The organism is Pantoea sp. y20 (assembly GCF_054903455.1).
Map to the genome: position 1 here is coordinate 3,292,605 of NZ_CM142816.1, position 16,400 is coordinate 3,309,004.

A 16,400-nucleotide genomic window follows, 5' to 3' on the forward strand; every position below is an offset into this window, starting at 1 on the left:
TTTCTTATCGTGTCAGGAACAACCTCAAACGAGGCCGTATCCCCTTGCTATTCATCATTTTGATGCGCCAGGCGCACCGGCAAATACCATTGGCGTGCGGCGGCAGTAATCGCCTGCACGGCATCATCGTCCAAAGACCGACTCAGGCGTTGCAGATAGGGATCGCTGCCCTCGCCTTCCACCTGGAAACCACCCTGCCAGGCTTGCAGTAATTTGTTAAGTGCCTTTTTCTGCGTGGCTTCGTCTTCCAGCAACTGCTGCGACTTGCTATCAAAGCTCGCTTCCAGCCAGGCTCCGCCGGATTTATTCAGCAGCATCAGCGGCTCGACTAATCCGGCCTGGTAACCCGCAACATACGCATGCAGAAACGACAGCGCCTGTTCAGCAGGCAGCGCCGCGAAGCGCCAGTGACTCTGTTTACGGCCGTACATGCGGCTTTCACCGCTGCCGCCCAACGCGCAATACACCAGATGTTCCAGCCATAGCAGCAGACCATCGTTCATGTTCAGCACGCCCGGACGCCAGCGCAGCAGGCCATCAGCTTGCACCTGCGTCAGCCAGCCGGTCAATTGCACTGCGCCGATCGTCAGATTGATTTCCCAACTTTCAGCGGGCTGGCGTTGACCACTCACCTCGGCGGCCACTTCCTGCATCTCTTCGGTTTGGCTCTGCCAGAAAAGTTCCCCGAACGCGCCATAAGGCAGATTGCCAGCGGCGCGGTGACGCGCATACAGCTGCGCCGGATCGTCACCGTTGACCAACGTATTCAGCAATTGGGCGTTGATTTGGTAGCGTTCCAGGCTGTCAGGCGCGAACGGTTCGCTGTCGGGCAGCTCGCTCTCTTCCATCCAGAAAGCCACCCCCAAGCGCTGCTGAAACCAGGCGCGCACCGGATGGCGCCAGAAACGCAGTAGTTGCTCCAGCGACAAGGTTTCTATCGGTGCAGGCAGCAAGGGCTGTACAAAATCCGGCTGTGCCACGCCGCTGCCGGTGGCTGCGGGCAACCACTCCGCAGCAAAGCTTTGCCCGTGTGCGCCCGGCTGGAAGTTCTCTGCGGCAAACGGCATGCGGCTATGCAGCTTTTGCAGATGTTCGCGCACGCGCTGCTCGCTGATATCGGGTTCGAGCGCTTCATCACCCGGCAGACAGAAGCTCTGCCCCAAGTAATCAACCAGCTCGCTCACTAATACCGATGGATAGCGCTCGGTGTTGTCCTGAATCGCCCGGCCGATGTAACTGATATAGAGCTGCTGCTGCGCCGAGATCAGCGCTTCAAGGAACAGATAGCGATCATCATCGCGGCGGCTACGGTCGCCTTTGCGCATCTGTTGCTGCATCAGGTCGAAACCCAGCGGCGCTAAGGTGCGCGGATAGACGCCATCGTTCATGCCCAGCAAACACACCACTTTGAAGGGAATCGAACGCATCGGCATCAGCGTACAGAAGTTGATGGGACCGGCGAGGAAACGCTGGCTGATACGCTGTTGATCGAGGCGTGAACGCAGCTCATCACGCAGCAGCGTAACCGGAATCGGCTGTTGATAGGCCGCCTGCATGCCCTGCTCGATAATCTGTTTCCACTGTGTTTCCACCAGCAGCAGCGCGGCTTCACTTTCGGCGTCTCCGCTAAAGAAGCACTCAATCAACTCACGACACAGCGGCTGCCACTCCGCTAACGTGCGCTCTTCTGCCAGACGCGCACGCCACTCTTCGAGTCGCGATAGCAGTTCCGCCAGATGCCCCGCCAGCTCAGCGATCAAACCGCTGGATTCGTCATACGGCAGGATCCCTTGCCAGTCGCCGTTGCGGCTCTCCAGCGCATAGCCGAGCAGCATACGCTGCAGGCCGAAGCGCCAGGTGTGTTGTCCGGTTACCGGCAGCGCCAGCGCTTCCACGCTGGCATCGTCCAGTCCCCAGCGAATGCCGGATTCCATCACCCAGCGGCGCAGCAGGCGCAGCCCGCTTTCATCCACCGAGAAGCGCTGCGCTAATGCGGGAACCTCAAGCAGCGCCAGCACATCTTCGGAGGCAAAGCGACTTTCAGGCAGCGACAGCAAGCTGAGCAGCGCCAGAATTGCCGGGTGCGCCTGACTGGCGCGGCGGTCGGAAATGGCGAACGGCAAATAGCGTTCGCTCGGCGCGCTGGCAAAAGCGGCCTGAATAAAAGGGGCGTAGCTGTCGATATCCGCCACCATCACGATGATGTCGCGCGGCTTGAGTTCGGGATGGGCTTCCATCAGCGTGAGCAGATGATCCTGCAGCACTTCAACTTCACGCTGTGCACTGTGGCACACCTGCAGCGTGATCGAGCGATCTTCAGGATCAAGCAGGCGTTTTTCGGCGCTGTTCGCCAGCTCACCGGCGTTGAGGCCAATGATCGCTTTATCGTCCAGATTGAGCAGATCCGCTTGCAAGCTGTGCAGCAGATTGTCTTGAGGCACCTCGACGAAAGCATCAATGTCGTTGGCGGCGGATTCCATCTGGCTCAGCAGATACAGGTTATCGCGCCCCAGCTTGCCCCATGACGCCAGCAGCGGATTGGTCAACTGCTGCTCGCCGATATCGTTAAACAATGCTGACGCGCTAGCCGGATCGCGGAACAGCGGCTGCAGCTCATCCGACTGGATGCGGCGACGCTGGCGGCTTTGCAGCTTCGCCAAAAAGGCATAATCCTGAATGTCGCCCCAATAGTGACGGCAGGGATTGGTGAACAGCAGATGGATATCAATGTGACGGCCCAGCGCTTCCAACGCCTGCAAATAAACCGGCGGCAGCGCGGAGATACCGCAAATAAACACGCGCTGCGGCAAGCCCGGCGGCGGCATTTGCGCCTGTTCCAGCTTTTGGATAAAGCGCGCATAGAGGTTAGCGCGATGCCACATCGGCTGACCCAGGCTTTCGGTAAAGTTAACCAGATCGCACCACAGCAGCGCCTGCCACTGCTGCGATTCGCCTAAGCCATCAATCCGTTCACCGCGCTCCCAGCTGTTGAGCCAGTCCGAGCGATACACCAGATATTGGTCAAACAGATCGGCAACACGGGCGCTGAGCTGATACAGCTTGCGCTTGTCGTCGTCATCATTGAGGTAGTGACGCAGCGGCTGGAAAGCGTCCTGCTCCAGCAAAGTTGGCAAGCGATGCATCAGCTTCCAGCTCATGCTGGCCTTGGTGAAGGCGCTCTCTTCAGGAATATCGGGCAGCACCTTAACGAACATGTTCCAGATGAAGCTCGCAGGCAGCGGGAAATCAATGTTGGCGGCAATGCCGAAACTGTTAGCCAGTTCCATTTGCAGCCACTGCGCCATGCCTGGGCTTTGTACCAGCACCTGTTCAGCCGCCAGCGGATCGGTCAGCGGTTGATTTTCAATCAGAATACCTGCCAGATTTTTCAACAGATCAAGCTGATTAGAGTGATAGACCCGGAACATATTTCTCCTAAACACAAGACAACAACGCAGCCGAGCCACTCTACCGTTTATCACCTGCGATGCCTACCGCTAGTGGCAATTGAGCTGCGCCAGTGAGGCGGAACGCTGCTGTGGCCCCGTAACCGTGACGCGCTCCAGCGTGCAGCCGCCCGCCAGGCTCTGCTGCTGGCGCTGACTCTGCCATCCCTCAACGTCACGGCCAAGCAACGCCTGGCCGGCAACGCGCCACGCCTGACGCTGCTGCCACTGCTGGCTAAACCCCAGCGCCAGCGCGCGATGATATTGCAGTAATGTGCTGATGGTCATCGCCAGCAACAGCATCGCCACCAGCGTTTCCGCCAGGCTAAAGCCCTGCTGCTTCTGGCTGGCACAGCGCCGGCTGCGACAGCGGGCAGTAATCGATCCAGCCATGCGCTTGCGGCTGGGGTTGCGTGTTGGGGATGGATACCCAACGATAGAGCCACAGCGCGCGCCCTTCTCCATGTCCCGATAACAACGCATTGTCATCCTCCATTCGTAGCAGGCAGCTTTGCCACTGTTCTGCTGTCCATTGCTGACATTGCCAGCCGGTGGCCTGCGGCCAGTTTTGCACGCTGCCCCACATTAACGCCGCCTGCGCCTGCCAGAAATCCTGACTGTGCAGCTGCTCATCAGCCACTAACACCATGCCTTGCGAGAGCTGCGTTCGCGTGGCGTGTAGCGTCAATCCGCCCATCAGTAACATCATCAGCACCATACCCAGCGTGCTATTGCCGCGCTGCTTCACAGATTGATTCCTTCTATCCAGCTTGCCAGCTCTACGCTTTGGCTGTTAGCGTGTCCCGCCAGTTGCAGCACCAGACGCGATCCCTGCCGTTCAAGCTTGAAGGCATCGATGGTGAGAAATGCCGGATCGGAGAGTTTCTCCCAGCCGCTGCTGTTGCACTCATCCACGCCGCGCTGCATTTCAAGCTGTCCGCTGCGCAGCCGATAGCCGTAATAGTCACTTTCGCTATGGCCCATGCCTTCCCAGCGCCCGTTGCTGTTCTCATCCCAGCGCAGTAAAACGCAGCTGCCGCTGGCGGCAATCGTTAGCGCCGAACCGCTGCACTGGCCGTGGCAATAGCCGGCTCGGCGCAGCGCTTTTTGCAGCGTATTGGCGATCTGCTGCAGCTCCTGCTGTAACTTTACGCGCTGTTGCAGGCGCAGATTCTGCTCCAGCAGCAGCGGTAAAAATCGCCCGACGCTGATCATCAGTACCGCGCCAATCGCCATGGCAATCAGCATCTCCAGCAGGCTGAATCCGCGTTGTGTTATTCGCATCCTTTCTCTCCCGGCTGACAGGCACGGATGCGCGCTCTGGCGGAGATAATTAAGCGCCAGCGCCCCGCCGCACTGGCGAGATCGATGCTGCCAGGACGCGCGACATCACGCCGACCGTAAAAACCGACGTCACCATTGATGCCGACAAGGCGCACGCTGTCGTGCGGCGGTTTAAATAACCAGCGCGAGGGCAGTGCGCAGCCTTCTGCAGGTTTAGGTCCTGCGCCAAGACAGCCGTTTTCACCGCTCTGTACCCACAGCGTGAGATCGCGATTGTGCCAGTTAGCATGGGCGCGCAAGCGCAGAAGAAATCCCTGCAGTTGCAGTACGCTGTCGCGCAGCTGTTGATATTGCTGCCAGCGCTGCCAACCTTGCAGCGCGCCGACGCTAAGTATGCCGGCGATCACCATCACCAATAACAGTTCGGGCAAAGTGAAGCCGTGGTTATCGTTTCTGTTCATGGCGGGTAATGTGCCCAGCATCATGAAGTTCAACAAGGGAGAGAAATCGACGTTGGGAAACGTTGCGCAGGAAATCGTGGAGAGGTGCAGAGAGATAAAGCGTTTTGTGAGACGGATTCAGGATTGTGGTGCGATATGGGCGTGGTCGCCATGAATGGCGACCTTGCGGGAGTGGCGTTAAATGGCGACGGGCGCTTTAATCGCTGGGTGCGGATCGTAGCCTTCAATCTCGAAATCATCGAACTGATAATCAAAGATAGAGGACGGTTTACGCTTGATTACCAGCTTAGGCAACGGACGCGGCTCACGCGTTAATTGCAGGCGCGCCTGCTCTAAATGGTTGCTGTACAGATGCGTATCGCCACCGGTCCAGACAAAATCGCCCACTTCAAGATCGCACTGCTGCGCCACCATATGCACCAGCAGCGCGTAGCTGGCGATGTTGAATGGCAGACCAAGGAAGATATCGCATGAGCGCTGATAGAGCTGGCAAGAGAGCTTGCCGTTGGCCACGTAGAACTGGAAGAAGGCGTGGCAAGGCGCCAGAGCCATGTGATCCAGCTCGCCCACGTTCCACGCCGAGACAATGATGCGACGCGAATCGGGGTCACGCTTCAGCTGCTCAATCACTTTACTGATTTGATCAATCTCTTCACCCGAGGCGCTGCCCCAGCTGCGCCACTGCTTGCCGTAGACCGGGCCGAGATCGCCGTTCTCATCGGCCCATTCGTCCCAGATGGTGACCTTGTTCTCTTTCAGGTAACCGATGTTGGTCTCACCTTTCAGAAACCACAACAGCTCATGAATGATCGAGCGCAGGTGCACTTTCTTGGTGGTGACCAGCGGAAAACCATCCTGCAAATTGAAACGCATCTGGTGGCCAAAGATGGAGAGCGTGCCGGTACCGGTACGGTCGGCCTTTTCTGCGCCTTCATTCAGCACATGTTGCATTAGGTCCAGATACTGTTTCATTTTACCTCACGAGTTTGTTGCTGCGGGCGACGACGATACGCCCAGATCATCATAATTACACCGGCCAGAATCATTGGGATCGACAGAATCTGCCCCATGCTGACGCCGCCTTCAAACAGACCAAGCTGCGCATCCGGCTGACGGAAGAACTCCACGATGATGCGGAATGCGCCGTAGCCGATCAGGAACAGGCCCGAGACGCTGCCCATGGGGCGCGGCTTGCGAATAAACAGGTTGAGAATGATGAACAGCACGATGCCTTCGAGGCACAGCTCATACAGCTGCGACGCATGACGCGGCAGCACGCCGTAGGTGTTCAGCAATTCCCGGTACTGCGGATTGTTGGCTGCCAGCGCGATATCTTCGCTGCGTGAACCGGGGAACAACATCGCGTATTTGAAATCAGGCGCCACGCGGCCCCACAGTTCGCCGTTGATGAAGTTACCGAGACGACCGGCACCCAAACCAAACGGGATCAGCGGTGCAATGAAATCCGCTACCTGGAAGAACGTGCGCTTGGTACGGCGTGCGAAAATCAGCATCACCACAATCACACCAATCAGGCCGCCGTGGAACGACATGCCGCCATCCCAGACCTTAAACAGATACAGCGGATTCTCCAGGAACAACGGCAGGTTGTAGAACAACACATAGCCGATACGTCCACCGAGGAATACGCCGAGGAAGCCCGCATACAGCAGGTTTTCCACTTCCTCTTTTTTCCAGCCGCTGCCAGGTTTGTTGGCGCGTCGCGTCGCCAGCCACATAGCAAATACAAAGCCCACCAGATACATCAAGCCGTACCAGTGGAGCGAAACCGGTCCGATAGAGAAAATTACCGGATCGAATTGGGGAAACGAAATATAGCCGTCAGTCATCTTTCACCATCATTTTTCTGCCCTGAAACGGGACAATAAAAGGCTGCGCATCATAGCACAGCCACTTTTTTTTACAGGTCGTGAAGTTGTAACCGTTAACGCCCGCCGCGAATCAAACCGCCTAAACCACGGCGCTCCATAAAGGTGGAGACCAGATGGCGCACTTCCGAGGCGGTATGCGCGGCCAGTCCATGCTCGCTGAGCTTCTGCGCCTCTTCAAAATCGAGATGGCGCAGCAGATATTTCACCCGCGGCACGTTCTTGCCGTTCATGCTGAGATGGTGATATCCCATGCCCACTAACAGCGCGACACACATTGGATCGCCAGCCATTTCACCACACAAACAGAGCTCCAGCTTGGCCTGGCGGGCTTCGCTGGCAATCGTGTGCAGCGCCCGCAGCATCGCCGGATGCAGCGAATCATACAGGTTCGCCACGCGCGTGTTGTTGCGATCAACCGCCAGCAGATATTGCGTCAAATCGTTGGTGCCAACCGAGACAAAATCGACGCGATCCGCCAGATGCGGGATCATAAACAACATCGACGGTACTTCAATCATGATGCCAATGCGCGGCTTGGGAATCACATAGCCGAGCATCTCTTCCACTTCGCGGCCAGCGCGATCAATCAGACGACGCGCATCATCGATCTCATCGATATGGCTGATCATCGGCAGCAGAATGCTCAGGTTGCCGGACGCCACGTTGGCACGCAGCATGGCGCGCACCTGCACCAGGAAGATTTCCGGCTGATCGAGCGTTAAGCGAATGCCACGCCAGCCAAGGCAGGGATTCTCTTCGCTGATCGGCATATACGGCAGCTGTTTATCCGCGCCGACATCCAGCGTACGCAGCGTCACCGGTTTGTCGTAGAACAGCTGCAGCATGCCCTGATACTGCGCCACCTGCTCCTCTTCGGACGGGAAGCCGTTATGCAGCATGAACGGAATTTCAGTACGATACAGGCCAATGCCATCCACCCAGTTATCCAGCGCCTGCTCGTGTTCCGGGCTGAGGCCGGCATTCAGCATCACCTGAACGCGCTCACCGCTTTTCAGCTCGCCGGGCTGCTCGACCACGCCTTCGGCCATTTTGCTCAGCGCGTTCTCTTCGCTGATTAAGCGCTGATACTCCTGCACCAGCACCGGTTCCGGATCGATCAGCACTTCGCCGCGATAACCATCAACAATCAGCAAGCGCTTGTTAAGCTGCGCCGGCAGGATATCGGCGCCCATCACGGTGGGAATGCCCATCGCGCGCGTCAAAATCGCCGCATGCGAGTTGGCGGCACCGTCGCGCACCACCACGCCCGCCAGACGCTCCTGCGGCAATTCAGCCAGCGTGGTGGCAGTGAGTTCATCCGCGACTAACACGAAGCGTTCCGGCCAGGCATTGGTGCCGACCAGCGAATCATCGAGGTGGAACAGCAGACGTTGACCGAGCACGCGTAGATCGCCGGCGCGCTCGCGTAGATATTGATCCTGCAAATTGGCGAATTGCTCGGCGAACTTCTCGATCACCGTTTTTACCGCCCACTCCGCTACCGATCCGCGCTCGATCTCATCAAACAGATCCTTTTTCAGCCGCGCATCGGTAAGCAGGTGCGAATAGAGATCGAAGATCGCCGCGCTCTCTTTCTGCACGCTGGCAGCAAAGCGTTTACTGAAGCGGCGGAATTCGTTGCCGGCCTCGCCCATCGCCAGCACCAGACGCTCGCGTTCGCGCTGCACGTCAAGCGTGGACGCAGCAGAAACCTGATCGAGCAGCGGCTGGGTTTCATCTACCCAACCCGGCGCGACCGCCACGCCCGGCGCAGCGGCAATCGCTTTTACCCGCGTCTGACGGAATTGACCAAACAGTTGACCGAGCTGCGACTGCGACAGCAATCCCGCCATTTGCGTGGCGAGCGTGACGAGGAATGACTCTTCGCTTTCATCAAACTGACGGTGTTCGCGCTGCTGGATAACCAACACGCCAAGCAGCTGGCGGCGGCTGATAATCGGCACGCCGAGGAAGGAGCGATAACGCTCCTCTTTAACAGAAGGAATGTATTTGAAGCTGGGATGGCTCTGCGCGTCGGCGAGGTTGATCGGCTCGGCTAAGCGTCCAACGAGGCCAACAATGCCTTCGTCAAACGCCAGCGTGACCGTACGACCACGCGGCTTTTTTAGCCCGCGTGTCGCCATCAGGTAGTAGCAACGACGATCGTGATCGGCGAGATAAACCGAGCAAACCTCGGTTTCCATCGCAAGGCAAATTTCGTTTACCAGAATGTCGAGTGCTTCATTCAGACGTGGAGCACTCGCCACTTTCTCTACTATTTCGCGTAACTGAGTGAGCATAAAGGGCGTGGCCTATCCTCTTTTACGTCGTTGGGCGGCATTATTACGCTGCCCCGCACTCTCCTGCATAGACATCACTACGCCCGCGAATTCTTTCATTACGCGGCGATATACATCGCGCTTGAAAGAGACCACCTGACGTACCGGATACCAGAAGCTAACCCAGCGCCAACCATCAAACTCGGGCGTGCTGCTGTGCTGCACATTGATTTCCGCGTCACTGCACATCAACTGCAGAAGAAACCACTTTTGTTTCTGGCCGATACACACCGGCTTTGTGTCCCAACGCACCAAACGTTTTGGCAACTTGTAGCGTAACCAGTTTCGGGTTGAAGCAAGTATTCGAACATCTTTGCGGTGTAAACCCACTTCTTCGAACAGCTCGCGATACATCGCCTGTTCAGCAGTTTCACCCGGATTGATGCCTCCCTGAGGAAATTGCCAGGAGTGCTGTCCAAAGCGCCTGGCCCACAACACTTGTCCTTGCCTGTTACAGATTACGATACCAACATTCGGGCGGTAGCCATCATCATCGATCACTGGACTACCTCAAAGCTAAATTTGAATAGCCTGATTGTTTCACACTCCTTACAGGCGGTAAACCACTGGATAGCGGGCCGCAGGCGGAATAAAAACAGGATAACTCACAGAGATTAGCCAAGTTATAAACAGATGCCCCCATTTATCGGCGATCTTATTCACCTTTTCTGTGGATAGCTTTGTGCAGAACACGGGAATGAATTGAATAACCCCTTCGGATAAATCTCATCACCCAACATAACAATACGCAAAAAAATCATCATATTCATCGGGATATGACTTATTAACCGTTAAATCGTTACCAGGATCCGTAGTTATACTCCGCTCAGTTTTTTCGATCGGTTAAAGATCCATCACCGACGTTTTTATCCACAGAGAATGCCCTAAACCTGGTCAAAGAAAGGAAAAAAAGCGTTCAAAACGCGAAAGTCAAGGCTGTAAATGGAAACAGGGGTATGGCCAAAAGGGTGTTACCCCACTTTTCTGTGGATAACCAGGTTCAACACCTGTTCATTGTCGATAACAAGCTGGGATAACCGGGCCATATCACTGGATCGTCCCATTCTATTGAAATAAAAAAGCATGCTGAATCATGCTATTATCACCTTTATTCAACTAACTGCCATGTGGACAAACCCGGCTCGCGTTTACTGTTCACTCTTTAAACAATGTAGGTTTTAGCATGCACTTCTCACCGTTATTGCCATCGCCACCTGAAAACGAAGCGGAATTACTGCAGCGCGCACAGCAGCTGGCGGGACAGACCTTTGCCGCGCTGGCGGCGCAGATTAACCTGCCGATTCCGGCAGATTTGAAACGCGATAAAGGCTGGGTTGGCATGCTGTTAGAGCTGCATTTGGGTGCCAGCGCTGGCAGCAAAGCCGAGCAGGATTTCGCCCATCTCGGCATTGAGCTGAAAACGATTCCGGTAGATGCGCAGGGTAAACCGCTGGAAACCACCTTCGTGTGCGTCGCGCCGTTAACCGGCAATAGCGGCGTAACCTGGCAAACCAGCCATGTGCGGCACAAACTGGCGCGGGTGCTGTGGATCCCGATCGAAGGCGATCGTGCTTTGCCGCTGGCCGAACGCCGCGTCGGTTCGCCGCTGCTGTGGCATCCGAGTGCAGAAGAGGAGCAACAGCTGCGCGAAGACTGGGAAGAGTTGATGGATATGATTGTGCTCGGTCAGGTGGAGCGCATCACCGCACGTCACGGTGCCTGGCTGCAAATCCGCCCTAAAGCCGCCAACAGCAAAGCGTTGACCGAAGCGATTGGCGAACACGGCGAGCCGATCATGACGCTGCCGCGCGGCTTTTATCTGAAGAAGAGCTTCACCGGTCCGCTTTTGGCGCGACATTTTTTACTGTAAATGCATATTGCTGCCGATAATTTTAGGAATGATGCGATTACTCCTAACGACGAAAGCATTTATTACTACACTTTTGCTGTTGACGTCGCGAGAAGGAGATAAGAATGAAAGGGTTGGTGAGTGCAGTAGGTTTAACCTTGGTGACGCTGTTATTGAGTGGTTGTAGCAGTGATTACGTCATGGCGACCAAAGATGGCCGCATGATCATGACAGATGGCAAACCCGCCATCGATAAAGAGACCGGATTGGTACAGTACACCGATGAGCAAGGCCATCAGATGCAGATCAATGGTGACGAGGTTTCAACCATCATTGAGCGTTAAGTGCCAAATTGCCCTGCCTGCACGCGTTTTCCCCTTGTGCAGGCGATTTCCCGAACTTTCCCCTCTTCCTTCCGCGCCGCTTCACACGCTATAGTCCCAAAGGACACAACATTCCCTTTCATAATGAAAAAAGGATGCCGGCACATGCACTATCACCGTATTCCCCATAGCACGCTGGAAGTGAGTCAGCTGGGGCTTGGAACCATGACGTTTGGTGAGCAGAACAGCGAAGCCGACGCCCACGCACAACTTGATTACGCGGTTAGCAGTGGCATCAACCTGATTGATACCGCAGAAATGTATCCGGTGCCGCCGCGCCCGGAAACCCAGGGATTAACCGAACAATACATTGGTAGCTGGCTGAAGAAGCGCGGCAGCCGTGACAAAATCATCCTCGCCAGCAAAGTAGCCGGTCCGGTACGCGGCGCGGATGCGTCGATTCGCCCGAACCAGGCGCTGGATCGCAAAAACATCCGCGAAGCGCTGGATGCCAGCCTGAAACGTCTGAACACCGATTATCTCGATCTCTATCAGCTGCACTGGCCGCAGCGTCAGACCAACTACTTCGGCAAGCTGGGCTATCAATACACCGATTCCAGCGTGCCGGTGACGCTGCTGGAAACGCTGGAAGCGCTGACCGAACAGGTGCGCGCCGGTAAGATTCGCTACATTGGCGTGTCGAACGAAACTGCGTGGGGCGTGATGCGTTATCTGCAGTTGGCTGAAAAGCATGAGCTGCCGCGTATTGTCACCATCCAGAACCCGTACAGCCTGCTGAACCGCAGCTTCGAGGTTGGTTTAGCGGAGATCAGCCAGCATGAAGGCGTCGAGTTGCTGGCGTATTCCAGCCTGGCGTTTGGTACGTTGAGTGGCAAATACCTGAACGGTGCGAAACCCGCCGGTGCGCGCAATACGCTGTTTAGCCGCTTTACCCGCTACAGCGGCGATCAGTCACAGCAGGCGATTGCTGCCTATGTTGCGCTGGCGCAGAAGCACAATATGGATCCGTCGCAGATGGCGCTGGCGTATGTGCGTCAACAGCCGTTTGTCGCCAGCACCTTGCTGGGCGCCACCACGCTGGAGCAGTTGAAGATTAACGTTGAGAGTTTCAATCTGACGCTGAACGCCGATGTGTTAGAGGAACTGGAAGCGATTCATCGCCAGTTTACCTATCCGGCCCCGTAAAACCGTAAGGTCGCCATTCATGGCGACCTTATTAATTACCTCACCATCTACCGCCGCGCTTTCCACCACAACACCGCAATCGCCACGGCGAAAATCGCGCCGAATCCGACGCCGGTCGCCACCGCAGGCGCGCCCAGCTTAATCGCCACGGTATACAATCCCAGCATTAGTAACATCGCGGTATTCTCACCGAGATTTTGCACCGCAATCGCGTTGCCCGAACCCACGGACGCCTTGCCACGCTCCTGCAGCAGCGCATTGAGCGGTACCACGAAGAAACCACCCAGCGCACCAATCAGCATCAAAACCAGATAGGCATTGAGCAAGCTGGTTTGCAACGCGAACACCACCACCATCACGCCAATCAGCACACCGGCTGGCATGCAGCGACGCACGGTTTGCAGCGTCACCAGCTTCGCTGCCGCTGCCGCACCAATCACGATGCCAATCGCCACCATGGCATTCAGCGTGGTCGGGGTTTTGTTATCGCTGATGCCGAGCGCCACCGGCACCCACAGCACCAGCAGGAAACGCAGCGTCACGCCCGCGCCCCAGAACAAGCTGGTGCCGAGCAGCGAGAAGCGCGTTTCGCCGTTGCGCCACAGCAGCTTAGTGGCCGCGATGAAACTGCGCAGCATGGCGCCAAAATGCCAGCTCTGACCGGGACGCGCTGCCGTCAGGCGCGGAATAAAGATGTTCGCCACCACCGCCATCGCATAGGTCATGGCACACACCACCAGCGCGGCGACCAGGTTCCAGTCCGCCAGAATACCGCCCGCCACCGAACCCAGCAGAATCGCCGCAATGGTCGAACCTTCCATTAAGCCGTTGGCTTTTACCAGCCGTTCACCGCTGGTGATCTCCGTCAGGATGCCGTACTTGGCCGGCGAATAGGATGCCGCGCCAATCCCCACCAGCGTATAGCCGAGGAACGGATTGAAGCCGAAACAGATAACCAGCGCGCCGAGCAGCTTAAGACTGTTGGCGAACATCATTACCCGACCTTTGGCAAAGCTATCCGCCATCTGCCCCACGAACGGCGCGAGCAGAATGTAAGTGGCCACAAACAGCATTTGCAGGATCGGCTGACTCCAGTCCGGATAGAACTGATTTTTCAGCACCGCCAGCGTCACAAACAACAGCGCGTTGTCGCCAAATGCCGAGAAGAACTGCGCCACAATCACCGCCAGCATGTTGCGCGATAACAGCGGTGCATCCTTATTTAACGCCTGGCTCATGCCTGCTCCTCTTCCGCCAGCTGCTTCAGGCTGACATAGTCCGGTTTGCCGCTGCCCAGCATCGGCAGCTGTTTCATCACGCGGATATCACGCGGCACCGCCAGTTCCGGCGCGCCAATTTCACGCGCCGCTTTCAGCAGCGTTTCGCGGCCCAACTCGCTGTCGGTAGTAAACAGCACCAAGGCCTCACCTCGATTACCGTCCGGACGCAGCGACGCCGCATGTTGCTTCTCGTTAGAGGCTTTCAGCGCAATCTGCTCCACAATCTCCAGCGACACCATCTCACCGGCAATTTTGGCGAAGCGTTTCGCACGGCCCTGAATCTGGCAGAAACCGCCTTCATCAAAGCTGACGATATCGCCGGTGTCGTACCAGCCCGCTTCCATCTCGCCTTCGCCGTTATCGGCGACCGGGACTTCCAGCACGCCTGGATTTTCCACGCGCAGATACCCGTTCATCACGTTCGGACCGCGCAGCTGCAGGCGACCGCCCTGCTCAATGCCCGGCACCGAAATCAGACGCGAATCCATGCCCGGCAGAATGCGGCCCACGGTGTGATTTTTCGCCGCCATCGGCACGTTGATCGCCACCACCGGTGCGCACTCCGTCACGCCGTAGCCTTCGAGAATACGGATGCCGTATTTTTCCATGTAGATCTGACGCGTCGCTTCCTGCAGTTTTTCCGCGCCCGCCACCACATAGCGCAGACGCGCAAAATCGTACGGGCTGGCGAAACGCGCATAGTTGCCAAGGAAGGTTGAGGTACCAAACAGCACGGTGCAGTTACGGTCGTAAACCAGCTCCGGCACGATGCGGTAATGCAGCGGGCTCGGATAGAGAAACACCTGCGCACCGGTCAGCAACGGGGTAAACAGGCCAACGGTTAAACCGAAAGCATGGAACAGCGGCAGCGCCGACATAAAGCGGTCACGCGGGGTAAAATCCGCCACGGTACGAATCTGCTCAACGTTCGCCAACAGACTTTTATGCGAGTGCACCACACCTTTGGGATGGCCTTCCGAACCGGAGGTAAACAGCACCATCGCCGCATCTTCCGGCTGCTGCGCCACCAGCGCACGGCGCGGCATCAGCAGATGCGCCACAATCCACAATTTGTCCTGCAGCGTAACGGTATCTTTCAGATCTTCCAGATAGATCCACTGCACTTCGGTCAGTCCCTGCGGCAAGTGCCACAGGTTGCCTTTTTCGAGGAACTGCCGCGAGGTAAACACGGTTTTCACCTGCGATGCGGTCAACGCCGCACGCATGCCATTCACGCCTGCGGTGTAGTTGAGCATCGCCGGAATGCGCCCGCGCAGCGAGGCACCGAGAATCGCCGCCGCCGTCACCGTGGCGTTCGGCAGCAGCAGACCGACGTATTCACCTTGCTGACTGTAGCGCTCCAGAATGCGGCCCACGCCAAGCGCTTTCTTCAGCAAACCGGTGTAGCTATCCGGTTTGAAGTTGACGTCTTCGATACACGGCTTCATCGCGCCATAACGCTGACGCGCATTGAGGAAAGCTTCGAACAGCGTCTCACGTGGACGCACCGCCATGCGGGCTTCCATCATCACATGATGCAGGTGCTCGCCCGCCAGCGTGCGACGATCGCGCGCGCGCCTGGCTTCAGGCATCGGGATTACCGTTGGCGGCAGCACCGTTAAGGTGATGCGCGGGAACAGGCGCCGTTTAAACACGCCCGCCAGACGACCAAACGGCGTATATTCCGCGCCTTCGATACGCATCGGCACCACGGTGGCACCGGATTTCGCCGCCACAAAGCCGGCGCCGCTGTAGATCTTCATCAGCGATCCGGTCACGGTGATGCGCCCTTCGGGGAAGATCACCACCGGACGGCCCTGATTGATCATGCGCACCAGATGTTTGATCGACATCGGCTTGGTGGGATCGAGCGGAACGAAGTCGATGATCGGCTTCAGCAGACGCATAAACCATTGATCGCTGATCGAGGAATAGACCGCGAACACCGGTTTGATCGGCAGAAACAGCGCCAGTAATACCCCATCCAGAAACGACGTGTGATTGGGGGTGATCAGCACTTTCTCTTTATGCAGTGCCGCGAGGTCGCCGCGCAGTTCCACACGCCACAGCAGGCGGAACAGGAAACGGAAAAAAGTGAGTAGCATGCCAGCTCCTTAGCAATCGTAAAAAATGGCTCTTACGATGCAGGATCTGGGGATTTTCGACAAGTGGCGTGGTGATTTAAACGCAATAGCGGTCGTAGGGCCGCCATTCATGGCGTAATGCTTGTCAGTTAAGCCAACGATGAGTGCGCAGGCCGGGGCCACTTTTGGTCCGGCGGTCCTCGCGCCGCTAGCGCGGTGCCTTCACTTCGCTCGTT

At 57.0% G+C, this 16,400-nt stretch carries 14 protein-coding genes; 3 read left to right on the forward strand and 11 right to left on the reverse strand.

The genetic code is table 11. The features are described 5' to 3' along the window. Positions 1-47: 47 nt before the first annotated feature. The 9 genes from recC to rppH all read right to left on the reverse strand — a co-directional run bounded on the left by recC (position 48) and on the right by rppH (position 9,923). The gene (gene recC / locus ACYAC5_RS15370) at positions 48-3,428 is read right to left on the reverse strand and encodes an exodeoxyribonuclease V subunit gamma (protein ID WP_462061974.1); all 3,381 of its coding nucleotides are present in this window, start codon (positions 3,426-3,428) and stop codon (positions 48-50) included. Positions 3,429-3,497: 69 nt separating this feature from the next. Continuing rightward, the gene (locus ACYAC5_RS15375) at positions 3,498-3,839 is read right to left on the reverse strand and encodes a prepilin-type N-terminal cleavage/methylation domain-containing protein (RefSeq protein WP_110867962.1); all 342 of its coding nucleotides are present in this window, start codon (positions 3,837-3,839) and stop codon (positions 3,498-3,500) included. Next, the gene (locus ACYAC5_RS15380) at positions 3,772-4,194 is read right to left on the reverse strand and encodes a DUF2509 family protein (RefSeq protein ID WP_192236492.1); all 423 of its coding nucleotides are present in this window, start codon (positions 4,192-4,194) and stop codon (positions 3,772-3,774) included. The genes ACYAC5_RS15375 and ACYAC5_RS15380 overlap by 68 nt, the downstream gene beginning before the upstream one ends. Continuing rightward, positions 4,191-4,730 carry a prepilin peptidase-dependent protein gene (locus ACYAC5_RS15385; protein WP_462061975.1) on the reverse strand — a complete coding sequence of 180 codons (540 nt, stop codon included), beginning with the start codon at positions 4,728-4,730 and terminating at the stop codon, positions 4,191-4,193. Before ACYAC5_RS15385 ends, ACYAC5_RS15380 begins: the two co-directional genes overlap by 4 nt. Further along, complete coding sequence (locus ACYAC5_RS15390; RefSeq protein ID WP_192236490.1) at positions 4,721-5,191, reverse strand: prepilin-type N-terminal cleavage/methylation domain-containing protein; 471 nt, start codon at positions 5,189-5,191, stop codon at positions 4,721-4,723. The genes ACYAC5_RS15385 and ACYAC5_RS15390 overlap by 10 nt, the downstream gene beginning before the upstream one ends. Positions 5,192-5,368: 177 nt before the next feature. Beyond that, positions 5,369-6,163, reverse strand: a complete 795-nt coding sequence (gene thyA, locus ACYAC5_RS15395; protein ID WP_110867965.1) for a thymidylate synthase — start codon at positions 6,161-6,163, stop codon at positions 5,369-5,371. Then, positions 6,160-7,041, reverse strand: a complete 882-nt coding sequence (gene lgt / locus ACYAC5_RS15400) for a prolipoprotein diacylglyceryl transferase (RefSeq protein WP_462061976.1) — start codon at positions 7,039-7,041, stop codon at positions 6,160-6,162. The genes thyA and lgt overlap by 4 nt, the downstream gene beginning before the upstream one ends. Before the next feature lie 95 nt (positions 7,042-7,136). Next, positions 7,137-9,383 carry a phosphoenolpyruvate--protein phosphotransferase gene (gene ptsP / locus ACYAC5_RS15405; RefSeq protein ID WP_110867966.1) on the reverse strand — a complete coding sequence of 749 codons (2,247 nt, stop codon included), beginning with the start codon at positions 9,381-9,383 and terminating at the stop codon, positions 7,137-7,139. Positions 9,384-9,395: 12 nt separating this feature from the next. Continuing rightward, the gene (gene rppH, locus ACYAC5_RS15410; RefSeq protein ID WP_007890933.1) at positions 9,396-9,923 is read right to left on the reverse strand and encodes an RNA pyrophosphohydrolase; all 528 of its coding nucleotides are present in this window, start codon (positions 9,921-9,923) and stop codon (positions 9,396-9,398) included. A gap of 682 nt (positions 9,924-10,605) precedes the next feature. Here rppH and mutH point away from each other — a divergent pair. The 3 genes from mutH (at position 10,606) to ACYAC5_RS15425 (ending at position 12,800) form a co-directional block, all read left to right on the forward strand. Then, a complete protein-coding gene (gene mutH, locus ACYAC5_RS15415) occupies positions 10,606-11,292 on the forward strand; it encodes a DNA mismatch repair endonuclease MutH (RefSeq protein ID WP_110867967.1) in 687 nt (228 codons plus the stop codon). Between the two features lie 104 nt (positions 11,293-11,396). Next, a complete protein-coding gene (locus ACYAC5_RS15420; protein WP_101761992.1) occupies positions 11,397-11,615 on the forward strand; it encodes a YgdI/YgdR family lipoprotein in 219 nt (72 codons plus the stop codon). A gap of 144 nt (positions 11,616-11,759) precedes the next feature. After that, on the forward strand, positions 11,760-12,800 hold the full coding sequence (locus ACYAC5_RS15425) for an NADP(H)-dependent aldo-keto reductase (RefSeq protein ID WP_176973574.1): 1,041 nt from the start codon (positions 11,760-11,762) through the stop codon (positions 12,798-12,800). A 47-nt stretch (positions 12,801-12,847) separates the two neighbouring features. On the opposite strand, the gene lplT is transcribed toward ACYAC5_RS15425, so the two are convergent. Together lplT and aas are read right to left on the reverse strand one after the other, a co-directional pair. Then, complete coding sequence (gene lplT, locus ACYAC5_RS15430; protein WP_192412026.1) at positions 12,848-14,038, reverse strand: lysophospholipid transporter LplT; 1,191 nt, start codon at positions 14,036-14,038, stop codon at positions 12,848-12,850. Next, positions 14,035-16,185 carry a bifunctional acyl-ACP--phospholipid O-acyltransferase/long-chain-fatty-acid--ACP ligase gene (aas, locus tag ACYAC5_RS15435; protein ID WP_462061977.1) on the reverse strand — a complete coding sequence of 717 codons (2,151 nt, stop codon included), beginning with the start codon at positions 16,183-16,185 and terminating at the stop codon, positions 14,035-14,037. The genes lplT and aas overlap by 4 nt, the downstream gene beginning before the upstream one ends. Positions 16,186-16,400 lie beyond the last annotated feature (215 nt).